An 18,417-nucleotide genomic window follows, 5' to 3' on the forward strand; every position below is an offset into this window, starting at 1 on the left:
TTCCTACTCCTCTGTACGGTTCAGTTGCGACAGGCCCGCCCAACGCGGGTCGATCTGCTGGTGGCTGTGGTCGACCGGCAGATCGTCCCAGTGCACCCCGCACTCGGGGCACAGTCCTGGGCAGTCCTCCCGGCAGAGCGGGTTGGTCGGCAGCGTCAGCACCACCGCGTCCCGCAGCGCCGGCTCCAGGTCGATCAGATCGCCCTGCATCCGGCCCACCTCGTCCTCGTCGGTCGTGTCGTCCGTGGTGCTGTTCTCGTACGCGTACAGCTCCTGGATGTTCACGACCACCGAGTCGTTGATCGCGCGCAGGCACCGGCCGCACTCGCCCCGGACGGGACCGCTGATGGTCCCGGAGACGAGCACGCCCTCGGACACCGACTCCAACCTCAGGTCGAGGTCGAGGTCCGCGCCCTCCGGCACGCCGATCAACTCCACGCCGAGGTCCGCCGGTGCCGAGGCGACCCGCTTGACCGTACGCAACGCACCAGGCCGACGCGGCAGGTCCCTCGTGTCGAGGACCAGCGGCGACCTGGGATTGAGTGTCGATGGCGAGTGTTTGGGCATAGTCAGACTCCGGCCGGTGAGAGGCCGACAAAAAAGGTTACCTGGGCGACCGCCCCAGCGTCGAACCGGGGGCGACCCCCGCCCCGAGTGTCGGCTGGTGAGGTGCCGCTCAGAAGGGTAGCGGGCGTTCGGCCTCGTCCCCACCGAAGGTGCCGATCTCGCGCAGCGCGTGCATCTTGTCCCGGCCGCGCTCGATCGAGGCCAGCGCCCGGGTCAGGAACTGCTCGAAGTTGGCCAGCGCCGTGTCGACGTAGTCGTCGACCTCGTCGCGCAGCCGCTGCGCCTCGGCCCGGGCCTCCGCGATGATCCGGGCGCCCTCGTGCTCCGCCGAGACGGTGATCTCGTTCACCGACACCAGGCGGGCGTGTTCCGCCTCACCCTCGCTGATGATCCGGTCGGCCTCCCGCTTGCCGGCCTCCATGATCTTGTCCCGCTCCTCCAGGAGCGCGGCGGCCCGGCGCAGGTCGGCGGGGAGTTCGGCGCGCAGCTCGTCCAGGACCGCGATCATCTCGCCCCGGTCGACCATGCAGTTGTTCCGCGACATCGGGACGGAGCGGGCCTGCTCCACCATGGCGATCAGTTCGTCGATGCGATCGAGCGGGTCCACCGGTCCTCACTCCTGTCGTTCGTCGGCCGACCTACATGATGCGGGTTACGGCCGGGTTCCCGCTCCACACATGATGTCCTGCGCGGGCGAGCCCCGCCCGATCCACCCCGGCGCGGCGCGTCGCGACGCGCCGCCCGTCGGTTCCGGCGGGCGGCGGTGCGTGGCGGGGTGTCAGCCCCGGTGCTCCGGGCCGAGCCGGGCGACCAGCTCGTGGCGCACCACGTCCGGCACGTGCGCGGAGATGTCGCCACCCCACTTCGCCACGTCCTTGACCAGGCTGGAGGAGAGGAAGGAGTAGAGCGGGTTGGTCGGCATGAACAGCGTCTCGACCCCGGCGAGGCCGATGTTCATCTGCGCCATCTGCAACTCGTAGTCGAAGTCGCTGACCGCCCGCAGGCCCTTGATCAGCACGCTGGCCTCCTGCGCCCGACAGAAGTCGACCAGCAGGCCACGGAAGGACTCGACCCGGACGTTCTCGTACGAGGAGGTCACCTCGCGGAGCATGTCGATCCGCTCCTCGACGGTGAACAGGCCACTCTTCGCCTGGTTCACCAGCACGCCGACGATCACCTCGTCGAAGAGCCGGCTGGCCCGTCCGATGATGTCGAGGTGTCCGTTGGTGACCGGGTCGAACGAGCCGGGACACACCGCACGTCTCATGATCGGCGACCGTACCAAAGGGTCGTCTCGCCGTAACGGCGACTGCGCTCCGCGGTGACGCCCTCCACCCACTCGACCGGGCCGGTGCGGCTGGAGCGCTCCACCACCACCAGGGCTCCGGGGGCCAGCCAGTCGTGTTCCACCAGGGCGGCCAGCATGGCGGTGATCTCGGCGTCGGGCACCGCGTAGGGCGGGTCGGCGAAGACCACGTCGTACGGCTCGCCGCCCGGCCCGGCCGCGAGCACGCCGGCCACCTTGCCGGTGACCAGCCGGGCGGCCGGGGCGGCCCGGAGCGCGGCGACGTTCTCCCTGATCACGCGCGCGGCGCGCGGGTCGGACTCGACCAGCAGCACGTGCTCGGCGCCCCGGGAGAGCGCCTCCAGTCCGACCGCGCCGGAGCCGGCGTACAGGTCGGCGAAGCGGGCGCCGGCCAGATCGATCTCGGTCTGCACCGCGCTGAACAACGCCTCGCGGACCCGGTCGGAGGTGGGTCGGGTGCCGGCGCCGGGCGGCGCGGCGATCCGCCGGCCGCCGAGCGTGCCGGCGACGATCCGGGTCACGGTCTACCCCTGCTCATGGCGATGACGCTACGCGACGGCCGGGCCGGCCCGGCCGACACCGTGCGTCCCGGACGGGTGCCTCCATGATCACTGCCGGTATATCAATGATCTCAGATTCATAACATGATCCTTAGCCCCTCCTGAGCGCTGTAACGCCGACGGCGATCCCTTTAGGGTCGGCCGGGTGCCGGCGACGCTCCGCCGGCCGCGCGGCGCCGGGGAGCGCGCCGTCACGGGACGTGCCGCAACGCGACCGGGACCAGAGCCACCGCCACCCCACGCCGCACCCTGACGCATCTTCACCCCGGGAGTACGCGTGATCCGTCCCCAGCCGTCGCTCCGGCGACCGCTCGCCGTGGCCGCCGCCGCGCTGGCCGGCCTCGCCACGGCCTTCGCCTGCACGGCGCCGGCGAGCGCCACCAACACGTCGCCCTCGCCGTCGGCCTCCCCGACCGTGACGGCCTCGCCGAGCACGCCGACGCAGCCGGCGCCGAACTGCGTCAAGGCCGACGACGCGAAGTACACGCACACCTTCGACGGTCCGAAGGGCGAAGCCTCGATCACCCTCACCAACGGCCCGCTCTGCGCGGGCGAACAGCAGGAACTGGCCCTGGTGTCGTACGTGACGCCGTCGGCCACGTTCAAGGTGCCGCAGTACGTGCTCGACAAGTCGATCAAGAAGTTCGTCGGCGTGGCCGACAGCGAGGTGGGTGTGGCCACCCTGGACTTCCGGGTCGAGGTGCCGAACTGCCACACCCAGGTCGACTTCCTCTTCGGCAGCACGATCATCGACCCGCTCACCGACACCAGCGACCGGTACGGCGACCGCAAGGTCGGCAGCTCCGCCGGCATCGGCGCCCGGTCCACCGGCCCGAAGGGCTGGTACAACGGCGGCTCGGGCAGCTGCTCGGCGGCACCCGAGGTGATCGCCGAGTCCGACTGCGAGGGCAGCGTCGAGCTGACCCTGGTCAACCGGACCGGCAACGCCGCGGCGACCTTCACCATCACCGGCAGCGGCGGCTTCACCGAGACCGTCACTGTGCCCATGCGGAAGATCGAGACCCAGAGGCTCAACCCCGGGCAGGCGCAGGAGATCACGGTGACCGCCGCGGGCATGAAGGACTTCACCGGCGGCTGGCAGAAGCCCGAGGACTGCCAGCAGCCCGAGGTCGGCGCGCCGGACGCCGACTACGAGTCGACCTGCGACGAGATGACCTTCCGGATCAGCAACCCGGAGGACGGCGCGACCGTCACCTCGACCTTCACCCCGAGCAAGGGCGAGGCGAAGACGCTGACCGTCGAGCCGGGCCGTACCGGCTCGGTCAGCTTCACTGCCAGCAAGGGCCTCACTGTCACGGTGACCGGCGACCTGGACTCCGGCGGGCCGCTGGCCTGGAAGCAGCCGAAGGACTGCGCCGAGGGCGGCGCGGGCGGCGGTACGTCCGGTGAGGGCCTGCCGGTGACCGGCGCGGCGGCCGGCGGCATCGCCGCGGGCGCGCTCGCCCTGCTGGCGGCCGGCGCGGTGCTCTTCGTCGTGGCCCGACGCCGACGGATCCGCTTCACCGCCTGATCCACTGTGGCCCCGTGGGGCGCGCCGACCGACCGGTCGGCGCGCCCTTCGCGTACCGCCGTCCACCGTGGATGGCGCAGTCGTCCGGTCACGCTCGGTCCATCGATGATCTCGAAACGGCAACAACCGCCCTCGGCGGCGGGAGGGCCCACTACCCGTCGGTACAGTCACCCGGCGCGCTCGCGCTCGCGCGGACGCGCCGCGACCCCGGGGAGGTCGCGCTGAGCCACAACCGCTCGGTCCCGCACGACCGCTCGGTCCCGCCGGCTCCCGCCTCCCCGGCCGCACACCCCGCGAATTTCCCCCCGTCAGGAGTACACGTGAACCGCCTGAAGTTCCGGCGCGTCGCGGCGATCGCCGCTGGCACGCTGATCGGTCTCGCCGGCGTCGCCACGGTCGCCGGACCCGCGATGGCCCACCACCCCGAGCCCTCGGGCACCTACTGCGCCGCGCCCGACGGCAAGATCGTCGTCAGCTGGACCGTCGGCAACAGCGAGACCGACCTCGAGGGCACCATCACCAAGCTCGACTCGACCGTGCCGGGTAGCTTCACCGGCGCGCTGGCGCTGAACGCGGTGCTGCCCAAGAAGGGTGACGGCCCGCTGACCGGCACCCAGGCGCACACCTTCACCGGCGCGCTGCCGGAGCTCAAGCTGACCGTCGAGGCCCGCTGGGAGCGGGGCGACCGGATCATCACCGAGGAGCGCACCGTCTCCGCGCAGCCGGCCGGCGACTGCGCCGCAACCGAGTCGCCGTCGCCGAGCGCGCCGACCACGCCGGAGCCGACCAAGTCCCCGGAGCCGACCAAGTCCCCCGAGGTCACCCCGTCGCCGTCGACCACCAGCCCGACCGCGACGCCGTCGAGCACGCCGAGTGAGCCGGAGGAGCCGGTGTTCCGGCTCGAGGAGACCTGCGACGAGATGACCTTCATCGTGGAGAACCCGGCGAAGGGCATCCCCTTCACCGCCACGTTCACCACCGAGAAGGGCGTCACCAAGAAGCTCGAGTCGACCCCGGGCAAGACCAGCTCGGTCACCTTCGACGCGTACCAGGGCCTGAAGGTCACCGTCTCCTACGACGTGGTCGAGGGCTCCGAGACCATCGAGTACACCCAGCCGAAGAAGTGCGACGAGGGTGAGGGTGGTGGCCTGCCGGTCACCGGCGCCGCCACCGGTGGCATCGCCGCCGGCGCCGTCCTGCTGCTGGCCGCGGGCGCGATCCTGTTCGTGGTGGCCCGCCGCCGCCGGGTGCGCTTCACCGCCTGAGCACCACCTGCCTGAAGCCGAGGGCGCGTCGACCGACCGGTCGGCGCGCCCTCGCGCCGTTCCCGTCCGCCCGCGTTGGATCCGCGACAGCGCCCGGGTCGGCTCAGCTCAACGGATGCCCACGCGGGCCGGCGCGGGCGGCGCGGGCGGGCGCGGGCGGGCGCAGGCGGCGCAGGCGGGCGGGCGGCGCAGGCGGGCGGGCGGCGCAGGCGGGCGGGCGGCGCAGGCGGGCGGGCGGCGCAGGCGGGCGGGCGGCGCAGGCGGGCGGGCGGCGCGCGATGGGCGCCCGGTCCGGCCTGCCTCACCCGTGCGGGGCTGTCATACCCTTCGCGTCCTTTGGAGCTGATGACGTGAACGATTCAGTGCGGCAAGTGCGGGGCGATGCCGGCGGCCCGGCGTGGGAACGAGTGGCCAAGCGGCGCGCGGCATAGCCACGCTTTCCGTGACGATGCACGCCGGGCGGAGCGGCGTGGACTCACGCGGGGTGACGAGGGGCGCGGGCGTCGGCCTCCCCCGCACACCCCCCAAGATCCGCACGCGTCTAGAAGCACGCGTCCAGAGAAGGACGCCCGGGGTGCGGCTCACCCCGGCGGTCCACCAGAAACCCGAGGCGCGGCCGGGGTGGTCGAAGCTGGCCGCCAAGGGGCGCGCGGCGGGGGCGAGGCAGGCCGCCGTGAATCGTCTACGTCATCAGCTCGAAAGGACGCGCAGGGGGCGACGTGGCCTCGCACGGCGGGACGGACCCACAGCCCGATGGTTCGGCAACGCCCAGGCCCACACCCCGCCGGGGCGGCGCGCAGCCGCGCGGGACGCAGCCGCGCGGCACGCAGCCGTGCGGGACGCAGCCGTGCGGGACGCGCTACGCCCCGGGGGTCAGCCCTTTTCCAGGTACTCGGCGCGTTCCTCGTCCACCAGCGCGGCGACCGACGCGGCCAGCGCCGGGTGCCGGTCCAGCTCCGGGTCGTCCTCGACCAGGGCGATCGCCTCGGCGCGGGCGTCGCGGATGAGGTCGGTGTCGCGCAGCAGCGACAGCAGCCGCAGGTGCGAGCGGCGACCCGACTGGGTGGCGCCGAGCACGTCGCCCTCCCGGCGCTGTTCCAGGTCCAGTTCGGCCAGCTTGAAACCGTCCGTGGTGGAGGCCACCGCGTCCAGGCGTTCCCGGGCCGAGGATCCCTCGGCCGCCTCGGTCACCAGCAGGCAGAGCCCGGGGGCGCTGCCCCGACCCACCCGGCCGCGCAGCTGGTGCAGCTGGGAGACACCGAACCGGTCGGCGTCCAGCACGATCATCACGGTGGCGTTCGGCACGTTGACGCCGACCTCCACCACGGTGGTGGCGACGAGCACGTCCAGTTTGCCGTCGGCGAAGGAGCGCATCACCGCGTCCTTCTCGTCGGCGGGCAGCTTGCCGTGCAGGACACCGATCCGCAGCCCGTGCAGCGGCCCCTCGGCGAGCAGCGGGGCGACCTCGGTCACGGCCAGCGGGGGCCGCCGCCCGTTGTCGTCCTCCCGGGGCGGCTCCTCCTCACTCTGCGGCCCCTCGCCAATCCGGGGGCACACCACGTACGCCTGGTGGCCGGCGGCAACCTCCTCGCGCAGCCGGCGCCAGGCCCGGTCCAGGAAGGCCGGCTTCTCCGCCGCCGGCACCACGTGCGAGGCGATCGGCGAGCGGCCCTGCGGCAGCTGGGACAGGGTGGAGGTCTCCAGGTCGCCGTAGACCGTCATCGCCACCGTGCGCGGGATCGGGGTCGCGGTCATCACCAGCACGTGCGGCGGCTGGTCGGCCTTGGACCGCAGCGCGTCGCGCTGCTCGACGCCGAACCGGTGCTGCTCGTCGACGACCACCAGGCCCAGGTCGGCGAAGTCCACCCCCTCGTAGAGCAGGGCGTGGGTGCCGAGCACGATGCCGGCCCGCCCCTCGGCGACCTCGGTCAGCGCCCGCCGCCGGGCCGCCGCCCCGAGCGAACCGGTGACCAGCTCCACCCGGGTGGCGTCGTCGGCCGCGCCCAGCTCACCGGCCGTCGCCAGCGGGCCGAGCAGATCCAGCATGCCCCGGTGATGCTGCGCGGCGAGCACCTCGGTCGGGGCGAGCAGCGCCGCCTGCCCCCCGGCGTCGACCACCTGGAGCATGGCCCGCAGCGCCACCACCGTCTTGCCGGAACCCACCTCGCCCTGCAACAGCCGGTGCATGGGGTGCGGGGTGGCCAGGTCGGCGGCGATCTCGACACCGACGTCGCGCTGCCCGGGGGTCAGCTCGTACGGCAGCCGGGCGTCGAACGCGTCGAGCAGCCCGCCGGGCTTCGGCGGGCGGGGCCGGGCCGGCCAGGACGCCGCCCGGTGCTTGCGCTGCACCAGGGTGAGCTGGACGGCGAACGCCTCGTCCCACTTGAGCCGGCGGCGTGCCCGGTACAGCTCCTCCTTGCTGGAGGGGCGGTGGATCTCCCGCAGGGCGGCGCCGATGCCGACCAGGTTGCGCCCGGCCCGCACGGTCGCCGGCAGCGGGTCCTCCGGCGGGGTGAAGGTGTCCAGCACCACCCGGACGCAGCGGGCGATCACCCAGGTCGGTACGGCCGCGGCGGCCGGGTAGACCGGGATCAGCGCGCCGGCGAACTCCTCGATCTCCTCGCTCGCCGCCGCCTCGCCGTCGGTCGAGTCCCCGAGGAGCTGGTATTCCGGGCCGTTGAGCTGCCGCTTGCCCCGGAACTCGGTGACCTTGCCGGCGAAGAGCCCCCAGCGCCCGGGGCGCAACTCCCGCTCCCGCCACGCCTGGTTGCCGAAGAAGGTCAGGGTGAGCACGCCGCCGGAGTCGTCGCCGACGGTGACCTCCAGCAGGTTGCCCCGGCGCTGGCGCATCGGCCGCACCGCCGTGCGCTGCACCTGGGCCAGCACGGTGACCTGCTCGCCCACGTCGAGGGAGCGGATGTCGGTGTGCTCGCCGCGCTCGTCGTACCGGCGGGGGAAGTGGTAGACCAGGTCGCCGGCGGTGTGCAGGTCGAGGTGGCTGGCCAGGGCCTTGGCCGTCTTCTCCCCGACCAGCTTCTTCAGCGGCGTGTCCACCGTGGACGGCTCGGACGTCATTCGACCCCCACCAGGAGCGGATAGTGCGGCTGGCCGCCCGGGTACGCCTGCACCTCGACGAACGGCCAGCGCCGGCCGACGTGCGCGCGCACCGCGTCGGCGAGACCGTCCGGGGCGTCCGCGCCGGTGAGCAGGGTGACCAGCTCACCACCGCCGCCCAGCATCCGGTCGACCACGGCGGCGCAGGTGTCGACCAGGTCGGCGCCGATCAGGTGCACCTCCCCCTCCACCAGCGCCAGCACGTCACCGGGGCGGCAGGGGCCGGCCACGGTGAGCGCCTCCCGGCTGGCGTGGCACACCTCGGCGTACCGGCAGGCGCCGGCGGCCTCGGCCATCGCGATCACGTCGTCCTCGAAGCGCCGCCGGGGGTCGCGAACCGCGAGCGCGGCCAGCGCCTGCACCGGCGAGCGGGTCGGCACCACGCTGACCTTGATGCCCAGCCGGTGCGCCTCCTTCGCGGCGGCGCTCGCCACGGCCTGGGTGTTCGGGTCGTTGGGGAGCACCACCACGCGGGCCGCGTCGGTGGCGCGGATCGCGTCCAGCAGCTCGCCGGTGGACGGGTTGCCCGGCACGACCGTGGCCCCCTCGCCGGCGAAGAGCTCCGCGATGCCCGCGCCGGCCGCGACCACCACGGCCGCCCGACCGGCGGCGGACGGGCCTGGCCGGGGCGCCGGCGCGGTCTGGTCGGCGAAGCGGGTCACCGAGATCCGGTACGGCCGGCCGGCGACCACGCCCGCCTCGACCGCGGCGCCCACGTCGTTGACGTGCACGTGCACGTTCCAGGTGGTGGAGGCCGCCGGTGAGGCGCCGTCGCCGACCACCACGAGCGAGTCGCCCAGCCCGGCCAGCTCGGCGCGCATCAGGGCCACCGCCTCGTGGTCGGCGTCGAGCAGGAACTGCACCTCGTACGCGTACTCGTCGGAGCCGGCCTCGCGGACGGTGGTGAGCGGCGGGCGGACCGCCCGGGTCACCGGCGCCGGCCGGGGTGGGCTCTCCCCGGTGACCACCTCGACCAGCGCGTCGAGCAGCAGGCAGAGCCCCCGGCCGCCGGCGTCGACGACGCCGGCCCGGGCCAGCTCGGGCAGCTGCTCCGGGGTGCGGGCCAGGGCGCGGGCCGCCTCGCCCGCCGCCGCCCGGGCCACCGTGCGCAGGTCGTCGCTGTCGGCCTGCTCGGCGGCGGTCGCGGCGGCCGCGACCACGGTCAGCAGTGTCCCCTCCACCGGGCGGGCGACGGCCGCGTAGGCCGCGTCGGCGGCGGTGCGCAGCGCGACGGCCAGCTCCCGGCCGGCCACGGCCGGGACGGGGGCGAGGGCGTCGGCCAGGCCGCGCAGGATCTGCGACAGGATCACCCCGGAGTTGCCCCGGGCGCCGAGCAACGCCCCGCGCGCCATCAGCCGCAGCGCGTGCCCGTGCGCGGTGGCCGCGTCCCCCGGGAGGGTGTCGAGGTCCATCGCCAGCGCCTGCTGGGCGGAGGTGAGGGTGAGCACCATGTTGGTGCCGGTGTCGCCGTCGGGGACGGGGTAGACGTTGAGCTCGTCGATCTCGCCCTGGTGGCGCCGCAGCGCGGTGAGCCCACCCGCGCACCAGCGGCGCACCGCGGCGGCGTCGAGGGTGTCCAGCACGGCCAGAAGCCTACTGTCGCGCACCGACACCCGCCCGGGCCGGACGGCCCGCCCCGGCGTGTCTCCCGCGCCCGCCGTGGCGGTGGCCCGGCTCACAGCCGGCCGGTCCCTCCGGGGCGGTTGGTCGGACACCCCGTTCATCGGGTAACCTGGCCAGGTTGCCCGGGCAGCGCCTGCCGGCGACCTCATGAACGTATCAATCCCAGGAGTATCCCGTGGCTAGCGTGTGCGACGTCTGTGGCAAGGGACCGGGCTTCGGCCACAACGTGTCCCACTCGCACCGGCGGACCAACCGCCGCTGGAACCCGAACATCCAGTCGGTGCGTACCCCGGCCGGTGGCGGTAACACCAAGAAGATGCAGGTCTGCACCTCGTGCATCAAGGCCGGCAAGGTCACCCGCGCCTGACGCGGTAACGCCTCCAGCTCGAACATTCGCCAGCACCGGCGGGCCGTGACGGTCCGCCGGTGCTGTCGTGTCCGGGGCCCGTTCGCCGCACCGGTGACCGGTCCCCGACGACTCCCTCGACCCGCCCCGGGCGCCCGGCTACGGTCTGCCTGCGCCGCCCGACCGACCGGTCTCCGGCCTCGGCGCACCGACGCCGTACGGAGGACCTACCGGTGGACCTGGACCTGGGCCGCGACGAGCTGATCTTCATCGGCGCGGCGCTCGGCATGCTGCGCTGGCTCGACGAGCAACTCCCGCCCGGTGCCGTGGTGCTGGTCGAGGAGCCCGACGTCATCCACCGCCGGGACGTCGCGGGGCTCACGGCCGACCTGCCCGTCGTCTCGCGGGTGGTACCCGCCGAGTACCAGACCGGGCTGGACGTCGACGCGCTGCTGGCCCGGGAACCGGGGCTGGCCGCCGCGCGGCTGGTGGTCCCCGGCATCGAGTACGCCGTCCCGGCCGCCGCCCGCCTGGCCGACCGGCTCGGCCTGCCCGGCGCCGGCCCGGCGGCCGCCGAGGTCTTCGCCGACAAGCACCGGATGCGGCAGGTCGCGGCCGGGGCCGGGCTGCCCAACCCGGCGTACGAGCTCGTCGGCACGCCCGAGCGGGCGGCGGCCTTCGCGGAGCGCTTCGGCGGCCGGTGCGTGCTGAAGCCGACCCGGCGCTCCGGCAGCCTGGGCGTGCAGCTGATCATCGAACCGGCGGCGATCGCCTCGGCCTGGGCGACGACCGCCACGCCGGAGGAGCCGCCCGAGGCCACCGACCGGGGCCTGCCCAGCGAGGTGCTGGTCGAGCAGCTGGTCGTCGGCCCGGAACACAGCGTCGAGCTGCTGGTCGCCGACGGCGAGGTGTGCTTCGCCAACGTCACCGACAAGCGGGTGCTGCCGGGCCCCCGACCGGTCGAGACCGGTCACACCGTGCCGTCGGCCCTGCCCCCGGCCGCCCGGGCCGAGCTGGTCGAGGTCGCCACCCGGCTGGCGGCGGCGGCCGGGTTCCGCACCGGGGTGCTGCACAGCGAGTGGATCGTCGCCGACGGGGTGCCGACCCTGGTGGAGTGCGCCGCCCGACTGCCCGGTGACATGATCGCCGCGCTGGTCTCGGTCGCGTACGAGTGCGGGTTCATCCCCGCGTACCTGCGGCTGCTGCGCGGCGAACGGCCCGCGCTGCCGGCCCGCCCGGCGGGCGCGGCGGCGGTGGAGTTCCTGCTCGCCCCGCCCGGCACGGTGACCGCCGTGACGGGCGCGCGCGCCGCGCTGCGGGCGCCCGGGGTGCTCAGCGCGCAGGTGGACGTCGCGGTCGGCGACACCGTCGGCGAGGTGGACTCCTCGGCCCGGCGCAGCGGTCTGGTGCTGGCCTGGGGCGACGACCCGGCCGAGGCGACCCGGGCCGCCCGGCACGCGGCAGGGCTGGTGGAGATCAGCGTCGACTGAGACCGACCCCGCCGGGCCGGGTCAGAGGGTACGGCCGAAGGAGAGGCAGCCCGGCGCGTCGGCGTAGAAGCCGAAGTTGGGGATCCGCTCGTACCCGGCCGAGGTGTACATGCCGATCGCCTCGGGCTGCTTGTCGCCGCACTCCAGGATCATCCGCTTGCACCCGTGGTAGCGGGCGGACTCCTCGACGGCGGCCAGCACGGCGCGGGCCACCCCGCGGCCCCGGGCGGTCGGGGCGGTGTACATCCGCTTCAGCTCGGCGGTGTCGTCGCCGTGGCTGCGCCAGCCGCCGCAGCCGACCGGTTCGCCGTCGAGGTACGCGACCAGGAAGGCGCCCTGCGGTGGGACGAACTCGGCCGCGTCGACCGGCGTCTCGTCGCCGCTGCCGCCGTACCGCTGGCCCAGGTCGGCCAGGGCCGCGCGGATCAGCGACCGCGCCACCGGCGAGTCGAACGCCAGCGCGCGAATCTCGATCTCACTCACGGGTGAAGGGTACGACCACCCCTTACCGGAAGTGGTCCCAGCCGCCCCGACCGTCGTACTTCTCACCGTCGACGGTGACGCCGGCGCCCGCCACCACCCGGCCGACCGGACGCCACTCGTCGGGCAGGGCCACCGAGCGCGGGAAGGTTGCGGCCAGCGCGTGGTCGTCGCCCCCGCCGAGGATCCACGAGTACGGGTCGACGCCGAGCGCCTGCGCGGCGTCGCGCATCTGCCGGGGCACCTCGAAGGCGTCCCGGTGCACGTCGAGGCCGACCCCGCTGGCCTTCGCCACGTGCCCCAGGTCGGCCAGCAGCCCGTCCGAGATGTCGATCATGGAGGTGGCGCCGAGCCGGGCCGCGTGCGGGCCGGCGGCGTACGGCACCTCCGGCCGCCGGTACGCCTCGACCAGCAGCCGGGGCGTGCGGAACCCGCGGGAGAGCACGGTCAGCCCGGCCGCCGCCCAGCCGCTGCGCCCGGCCACCGCCACCACGTCCCCAGGCCGCGCTCCGGAGCGCACCACCGGCGCCCGGCCGCCGAGGTCGCCGAGGGCGGTGACGGCGATGGTCAGGGTCGGGCTGGCGGACATGTCCCCGCCCACCACGCTCGCCCCCACCGTGGCCGCCTCCGCGGCCAGCCCGTCGGCCAGCTCCTCCGCCCAGGCCGTCTCCAGGTCCGCCGGCATGCAGAGCGCGACCAGCAGCGCGGTGGGGGTGGCCCCCATGGCGGCGATGTCGGCCAGGTTGGCCGCCGCCGCCCGGTGGCCGACGTCCCGCGCGCCGGACCAGTCCCGCCGGAAGTGCCGCCCCTCGACCAGCACGTCCGTCGACGCGACCACCCGCGCGTCCGGGGCGGCCACCACCGCGCCGTCGTCGCCCGGACCGAGCAGGCAGCCCGATCCGTACGTCAGCCGCGCGGTCACCCGGTCGATCAGGCCGAACTCTCCGAGACCCCCGACACTCATGCCACTCCCTCGCCGCGCTCGCTCACTGCTTCCCCTCGACCACCGATAGGGATCACGCCTGCTCCGTAAGGTACTTTCACCCTTCGGGCCGCCCACGGGCGGCGACGGACGGAGGTCGAGTCGTGGTACAGGCGTACATCCTCATCCAGACCGAGGTCGGCCGGGCGCGTGACGTGGCCGGGCTGATCGCGGACCTTGCCGGCGTGGTACGGGTCGACGCCGTCACCGGGCCGTACGACGTGGTGGTGCTCACCGAGGCGAACACCGTCGACGAGCTCGGCAAACTCATCGTCAGCAAGGTGCAGATGGTGCCCGGCATCACCCGCACCCTCACGTGTTCGGTGGTGCGCCTGTAAGTGGACGAGATGACTTCCTCCCCGACCGCCGGCGCCGAGCCGGCCGAGCAGACCACCGGCCGCAAGCCGGCCGCGCCGACCGCCGCCCGCAAGCCGGGCTGGGACCGGTCGACCCGCCGGGCCGCGCTGGTCGCCACCCTGGTCGCGGTGCCGGTGACGGTGGCCGTGGCCGGGTTCACCTTCGCCAAGCTGGCGCCGGACACCCCGGCCGCCGCGCCCAGCCCCACCGCCACCACCGCCCGCCCGCAGTCCACCACCCCGGTCGAGATGGCCGCCCCGGCGCTGGCCGCCCGGCCGGCCACCGTCTGCCGGGCGCTGATGTCGCAGCTCCCGGCGTCGGTGCGGGACCTGGCCCAGCGGCCGGTGACCGCCGGCGCCGAGCAGAACGCCGCGTACGGTGACCCGGCGCTCACCGTGGCCTGCGGCGGCGCCGAGCCGGCCGTCCCGGCCACCGGCGACGTCTGGACGATCAACAAGGTCTGCTGGTACGCGGCCGAGGAGGCCGACGCGACCGTGCTCACCACCGTCGACCGGGAGACCGCCGTCCGGGTGACCGTCCCCCGCGCGTACGAGCAGCCGTTGCAGTGGCTCGCCCCGCTCGCCGACGCCGTGGTCGCCTCGGTTCCCTCCGCCGGCGACACCCCCGCCGGCTGCACCCCCTGACCCCTCGCCCCACGCCCCCACTCGGGTGCACTTTCTGAGAAAGAGTGGCCATCCGGGCGTGGATGGCCACTCTTTCCGTGAAAGTGGGCGGATCTGAGCGGGGTGTGCGCGGGTCAGCGGGGGCCGGCGTTGCGGTGCAGGGCGGTGCGGATGAGGCGGTTGACCAGCTTGGGGTACTCCAGGCCGGAGGCCGCCCACATCCGGGGGAACATCGACGTCGGGGTGAAGCCCGGCATCGTGTTGATCTCGTTGAGGTAGACGTCCAGCTCCGGGGTGACGAAGAAGTCGACCCGGGCCAGGCCGGAGCAGTCCAGCGCGGTGAAGGCCCGGGTGGCGTACTCGCGCACCTGCCGGGTCACCTCGTCCGGCAGCCCGGCGGGGATGTCGTACTCGCAGGCGTCGTCGATGTACTTGGCCTCGAAGTCGTACCAGTCGTGGCCGGAGACCACCCGCACCTCGGCCAGCACGGACGCCTCGGGCGCGCCGCCGGCCTCGCCCTCCAGCACGCCGCACTCGATCTCCCGGCCGACGATGGCGCCCTCGACCAGCACCTTGGTGTCGATCTCGCGGGCGGTGGCGACCGCCGCGTCGAGCTGCGCCCAGTCGTCGACCTTGGTGATGCCGAACGACGAGCCGGCCCGGGACGGCTTGACGAAGACCGGCAGGCCGAGGCGCTGCTTGTCCTGCTCGCTGAGCGTCATCCCGTTGCGCAGCACCGCGTATGGGCCGACCGGGATGCCCTCGACGGCGCAGAGCTTCTTGGTGAACTCCTTGTCCATCGCGGCGGCGGAGGCGAAGACGTTCGCCCCGACGTACGGGATGTCGGCCATCTCGAGCATGCCCTGGATGGTGCCGTCCTCGCCGTACGCGCCGTGCAGCACCGGGAAGACCACGTCCACGTCGGCGAGCGCCCGGGGCCCCTCGGTCGGGTCGAGCACCATCAGGCCACCCGCGGTCGGGTCGGCGCGGAGCACGACCTCGGCACCGGAGCCGGCGGTGATCTCCGGCAGCTTGCGGTCGCTGATGGCGAGCCGGGTCGGGTCACCGCTGGCCAGCACCCACTGCCCCTGGCGGGTGATGCCGACCGGCACCACCTCGAACTCGTCGGGGTCCAGCGCGCCGAGCACACTGCCGGCGCTCACGCAGGAGATGCCGTGCTCGGGGCTGCGGCCGCCGAAGACGATCGCCACGCGGGTCTTGCCTGGGGTGGTCACTGGGTCACCTCTCGGTACGCGACTGCGGAGCCGCCAGCGGCGCTCACCCGGTCGACCTTACTGTGGGTGGCGGCGCGCCGATGGTGATACCCAGGAGGACGCGTGCCTCCCTCGCAAACGGTCACCCGTACCGATACGGTGCGTAGTCGACTCAGTCGCCTCCGACGCTGACGGGGCCGTGCCGGCGGCCGACGGCGATGACCTTCACCCGCTGCCGCCCGGCGCGCACCATGCCCAGCGCCATGAACGCTCCGGCGATCCGGTCGGCGGCCTCCCGGCTGCTCGCACCGACCACCTGGCGGCGCCGCTCGGGGGCCCGTCGCTCGTCCCGGATCTCGCCCTCCACCGGGCGGACGTCGGTGAGCACCACGAGGAAGCGGGTCATCGCCGCTCGCCCCGGTGTCCGGTCACGGTCATCGGCGAAGTCCTCCCGGTGGACGGTCGCGGGTGGCACGTGGCGATCGGGTACGGGGGAGTAACCCCGATCGCCACGCGCCCCATCCCCTCCGGTCGCTCACCACCGCCGTCGCCACGACAACCGTTGGTGAGGACGCCATCACAGATTGACAGGTGGACACGCGTGAATGCAACTCTCATCGACGTTCTCTCATGCACACGTTCCCGTGAACATATGTCACCATCGACGTATGGCTCCGAAGACCGCCCGGGCCCGCCGGCTGGGCATCGCCCTGCGCACCCACCGCGAGGCCGCCGGCCTGACCCTCGAGGCCGCCGCCGACGAGATCAACAGCACCCGCAGCACCCTGTCCCGCTACGAGAACGCCCAGACGCTGGTCAGCCCGGCCACCGTGCGCGCGCTGCTCAGCCTCTACGGCGTCGGGTCGGACGACATCGCGGCGGCGGTGCAACTGGCCAAGGACACCCGTAAGCCCGGCTGGTGGGTGCCGTACTCGCACCTGCTGGACAAACGCACCATCGACTTCATCGCCCTGGAGGCGGAGGCGACCGGCATCGCCAACTTCGAACCTTCGGTGGTGCCCGGCCTGTTGCAGACCGCGGACTACATCCGGGGCGTGATGCGCGGCGGGCCGCACACCCTCGGCGACGACCAGGTCGAGCAGCGGGTGCAGCTACGGCTGGACCGGCAGCAGCGGATCACCGCCGACGACCCGCCCATCTTCGACGCGATCATCGACGAGGGCGCGCTGCTGCGCCCGGTCGGTGACCGCTCGGTGATGGAGCGGCAGCTGCACCACCTGCTCAAGATGGCCGAGCTACCCAACGTCACGGTGCAGGTCATCCCGCTGGCGGCGGGCTACCACCGGGGCACCCGCGGCTCGCTGCACATCCTCGAGTTCGCCGACCCCGAGGACCCGATCATCGCCTCGGTGGAGACGGTCGCCGGGCAGATGGTCCTCGACCGGCCGGGCGACCTGCGTACCTGCACCAAGATCATGGAACACCTGCGGACCGTCGCGCTCAGCCCGACGGACAGCCGCGACCAGCTCCTGCAACTGTTGAAGGGACGGTAGGACCATGACACCGACGATCAGCGCGGCGCTGGCGACGGCCAGCTGGCGCAAGAGCACATACAGCGGGGACCAGGGCGCCTGCGTGGAGCTGACGACCGTGCCGGACCTGGTGGCGGTCCGCGACTCGAAGGACCCGGCCGGCCCGGTGCTGCTCTTCCCCCCGGCCGCCTGGGCCGCCTTCGCCACCGCACCACCCCGCCCCTGACCCCCGGCCCCACCCATCGGGTCGGTCACGAAGTTCGCGTCGCGGATGGCCCGATCCGGGACGCGAACTCCCTGGTCAACCCGGTGGGCCGCCGGGGCGGGTCAGGCCGCCAGGGTGGGCTGGGGGGCGGGAGCGGCGCGCAGCGCCTCCAACGCGGCGATGGCCACGCCGCGCGCGCCGGCCATGTCGCGGTCGGGCACCAGGGCGAAGGTGGCTACCGCCGCCTGCTCGGCGCGGAGCACGGTGTTCTCCCGCACGGTGGCGAGGAACCACTCCCGGAACTCCGGCGCCGCCTCCACCACCCCACCCCCGACGAAGTACGCGTGCGGGTCGGTGAAATTGGCCGCGATGGTGAACAGCCGACCGAGCGCCGCCGCCTGCTGGGCGAAGACCTCCCGGGCCAGTTCGTCGCCGCGCTCGGCGTACCCCCGCAGCAGCTTGGCGGCCCGGTCGGCCGGCTCGGCGGCGAGCGGGTGGTCGGCGTGGCGCCCCAACCAGAACGGCAGCAGGCTGCGCCGGATCCCGGTCAGCGAGGCGATGCTCTCGGCGTCCCCGACGAAGCCGCAGGCGCAGGTCGGCTCCGGCTGCCCGGGAGCGAGCAGCCCGGTCAGCGGGATGTGCACGTGCCCGAACTCGCCGGCCATCCCGGCCGCGCCGGTGACCACCCGACCGTTCTCCACCACACCGCCGCCGAGCCCGGTGCCGACGATCGCCGACACCGAGGACCGGACCATCGCCTCCGCTCCGAAGTGGACGTGGTGGGCGTAGAGCGCGGCCGCGTTGCCGTCGTTGTGGTAGACCACCGGCAGGCCGAGCCGCCGCTCCAGCGCGCCGCGCACGTCGTACCCGTGCCAGGCCGGCTGGGCGAAGTTGGTCGACCCCCGCGAGGAGATGACGCCGGTCGCGCTGGCCGGTCCCGGCGTGTCCAGCCCGACCGCCCGCACCAGCTCGCGGGGCACGCCGGTGTGCGCCAGGACGCCGTCCAGCGCGCGGGCCAGCGCCCCGATCGCCGCCTCCGGGCCGGCCTGGACCTCGCTGGGGATCTCCAGCAGCCCGTCGACCAGGAACCGGCCGTCCAGGGTCAGCACGGTGGCGTTGTCGCTCGTGCCACCGTTGTCCAGACCGACCACCACCGGCACGTCCACGCTGCCACCGCCTCCCGCCCGACCTTGGAACGAGGCTAGTTCCCGTCTTTCGCCCCCGCCATGCCGCGAACGGCCAGCGCGCCCGCCCATCCGGC

General features: G+C 74.0%; 19 protein-coding genes. 8 read left to right on the forward strand and 11 right to left on the reverse strand.

Features of this window, described 5'->3' with window-relative positions; all coding sequences use genetic code 11:
• Positions 1-3: 3 nt before the first annotated feature.
• The 4 genes from M2302_RS16650 to rsmD all read right to left on the reverse strand — a co-directional run bounded on the left by M2302_RS16650 (position 4) and on the right by rsmD (position 2,394).
• Positions 4-567, reverse strand: coding sequence for a YceD family protein (locus M2302_RS16650; RefSeq protein WP_210777899.1), 564 nt, complete (start codon positions 565-567; stop codon positions 4-6).
• Positions 568-676: 109 nt separating this feature from the next.
• Complete coding sequence (locus M2302_RS16655; RefSeq protein ID WP_154943401.1) at positions 677-1,174, reverse strand: hypothetical protein; 498 nt, start codon at positions 1,172-1,174, stop codon at positions 677-679.
• Between the two features lie 171 nt (positions 1,175-1,345).
• On the reverse strand, positions 1,346-1,834 hold the full coding sequence (coaD, locus tag M2302_RS16660; protein ID WP_210777900.1) for a pantetheine-phosphate adenylyltransferase: 489 nt from the start codon (positions 1,832-1,834) through the stop codon (positions 1,346-1,348).
• Entirely contained in the window at positions 1,831-2,394 is a 564-nt protein-coding gene (rsmD, locus tag M2302_RS16665; protein ID WP_280838808.1) for a 16S rRNA (guanine(966)-N(2))-methyltransferase RsmD, read from the reverse strand. The genes coaD and rsmD overlap by 4 nt, the downstream gene beginning before the upstream one ends.
• Positions 2,395-2,710: 316 nt before the next feature.
• Between rsmD and M2302_RS16670 the strand changes: the two genes are divergently transcribed.
• Positions 2,711-3,964: a cell wall anchor protein gene (locus M2302_RS16670; RefSeq protein ID WP_280838809.1), complete on the forward strand. Its 1,254-nt coding sequence runs from the start codon at positions 2,711-2,713 to the stop codon at positions 3,962-3,964.
• Between the two features lie 320 nt (positions 3,965-4,284).
• The gene (locus tag M2302_RS16675) at positions 4,285-5,229 is read left to right on the forward strand and encodes a cell wall anchor protein (RefSeq protein ID WP_280838810.1); all 945 of its coding nucleotides are present in this window, start codon (positions 4,285-4,287) and stop codon (positions 5,227-5,229) included.
• 873 nt (positions 5,230-6,102) lie between these two features.
• Here the strand turns inward: M2302_RS16675 and recG are convergent.
• Together recG and M2302_RS16685 are read right to left on the reverse strand one after the other, a co-directional pair.
• Positions 6,103-8,304, reverse strand: coding sequence for an ATP-dependent DNA helicase RecG (recG, locus tag M2302_RS16680; RefSeq protein WP_280838811.1), 2,202 nt, complete (start codon positions 8,302-8,304; stop codon positions 6,103-6,105).
• Positions 8,301-9,926 carry a DAK2 domain-containing protein gene (locus tag M2302_RS16685; protein WP_280838812.1) on the reverse strand — a complete coding sequence of 542 codons (1,626 nt, stop codon included), beginning with the start codon at positions 9,924-9,926 and terminating at the stop codon, positions 8,301-8,303. The genes recG and M2302_RS16685 overlap by 4 nt, the downstream gene beginning before the upstream one ends.
• Before the next feature lie 215 nt (positions 9,927-10,141).
• On the opposite strand from M2302_RS16685, the gene rpmB reads away from it, so the two are divergent.
• Together rpmB and M2302_RS16695 are read left to right on the forward strand one after the other, a co-directional pair.
• Positions 10,142-10,333 carry a 50S ribosomal protein L28 gene (gene rpmB / locus M2302_RS16690; RefSeq protein ID WP_088963534.1) on the forward strand — a complete coding sequence of 64 codons (192 nt, stop codon included), beginning with the start codon at positions 10,142-10,144 and terminating at the stop codon, positions 10,331-10,333.
• A gap of 212 nt (positions 10,334-10,545) precedes the next feature.
• Positions 10,546-11,802: an ATP-grasp domain-containing protein gene (locus M2302_RS16695; RefSeq protein ID WP_280838813.1), complete on the forward strand. Its 1,257-nt coding sequence runs from the start codon at positions 10,546-10,548 to the stop codon at positions 11,800-11,802.
• 21 nt (positions 11,803-11,823) lie between these two features.
• Here the strand turns inward: M2302_RS16695 and M2302_RS16700 are convergent, their stop codons facing one another.
• Together M2302_RS16700 and M2302_RS16705 are read right to left on the reverse strand one after the other, a co-directional pair.
• The gene (locus M2302_RS16700; protein ID WP_280838814.1) at positions 11,824-12,285 is read right to left on the reverse strand and encodes a GNAT family N-acetyltransferase; all 462 of its coding nucleotides are present in this window, start codon (positions 12,283-12,285) and stop codon (positions 11,824-11,826) included.
• A 22-nt stretch (positions 12,286-12,307) separates the two neighbouring features.
• Positions 12,308-13,246, reverse strand: coding sequence for a thiamine-phosphate kinase (locus M2302_RS16705; protein ID WP_280838815.1), 939 nt, complete (start codon positions 13,244-13,246; stop codon positions 12,308-12,310).
• 122 nt (positions 13,247-13,368) lie between these two features.
• Between M2302_RS16705 and M2302_RS16710 the strand changes: the two genes are divergently transcribed.
• Both M2302_RS16710 and M2302_RS16715 read left to right on the forward strand, forming a co-directional pair.
• Complete coding sequence (locus M2302_RS16710; RefSeq protein ID WP_013284547.1) at positions 13,369-13,602, forward strand: Lrp/AsnC ligand binding domain-containing protein; 234 nt, start codon at positions 13,369-13,371, stop codon at positions 13,600-13,602.
• A 9-nt stretch (positions 13,603-13,611) separates the two neighbouring features.
• Positions 13,612-14,265 carry a DUF3515 family protein gene (locus M2302_RS16715; protein WP_280838816.1) on the forward strand — a complete coding sequence of 218 codons (654 nt, stop codon included), beginning with the start codon at positions 13,612-13,614 and terminating at the stop codon, positions 14,263-14,265.
• 113 nt (positions 14,266-14,378) lie between these two features.
• On the opposite strand, the gene M2302_RS16720 is transcribed toward M2302_RS16715, so the two are convergent.
• Together M2302_RS16720 and M2302_RS16725 are read right to left on the reverse strand one after the other, a co-directional pair.
• A complete protein-coding gene (locus M2302_RS16720) occupies positions 14,379-15,479 on the reverse strand; it encodes a D-alanine--D-alanine ligase family protein (protein ID WP_280838817.1) in 1,101 nt (366 codons plus the stop codon).
• A gap of 151 nt (positions 15,480-15,630) precedes the next feature.
• Positions 15,631-15,864 (reverse strand): hypothetical protein, encoded by a 234-nt coding sequence (locus M2302_RS16725; protein ID WP_088963539.1) that lies wholly within the window; start codon positions 15,862-15,864, stop codon positions 15,631-15,633.
• Between the two features lie 262 nt (positions 15,865-16,126).
• Between M2302_RS16725 and M2302_RS16730 the strand changes: the two genes are divergently transcribed.
• Both M2302_RS16730 and M2302_RS16735 read left to right on the forward strand, forming a co-directional pair.
• Positions 16,127-16,972, forward strand: coding sequence for a helix-turn-helix transcriptional regulator (locus M2302_RS16730; RefSeq protein WP_154943380.1), 846 nt, complete (start codon positions 16,127-16,129; stop codon positions 16,970-16,972).
• Positions 16,973-16,976: 4 nt separating this feature from the next.
• Positions 16,977-17,177 (forward strand): DUF397 domain-containing protein, encoded by a 201-nt coding sequence (locus M2302_RS16735; protein ID WP_280838818.1) that lies wholly within the window; start codon positions 16,977-16,979, stop codon positions 17,175-17,177.
• Positions 17,178-17,278: 101 nt separating this feature from the next.
• Here M2302_RS16735 and M2302_RS16740 read toward each other — a convergent pair whose 3' ends face one another.
• Complete coding sequence (locus tag M2302_RS16740; protein ID WP_280838819.1) at positions 17,279-18,322, reverse strand: ROK family protein; 1,044 nt, start codon at positions 18,320-18,322, stop codon at positions 17,279-17,281.
• Positions 18,323-18,417 lie beyond the last annotated feature (95 nt).

This window comes from Micromonospora sp. A200, assembly GCF_029893845.1.
Lineage (GTDB): Bacteria > Actinomycetota > Actinomycetes > Mycobacteriales > Micromonosporaceae > Micromonospora > Micromonospora purpureochromogenes.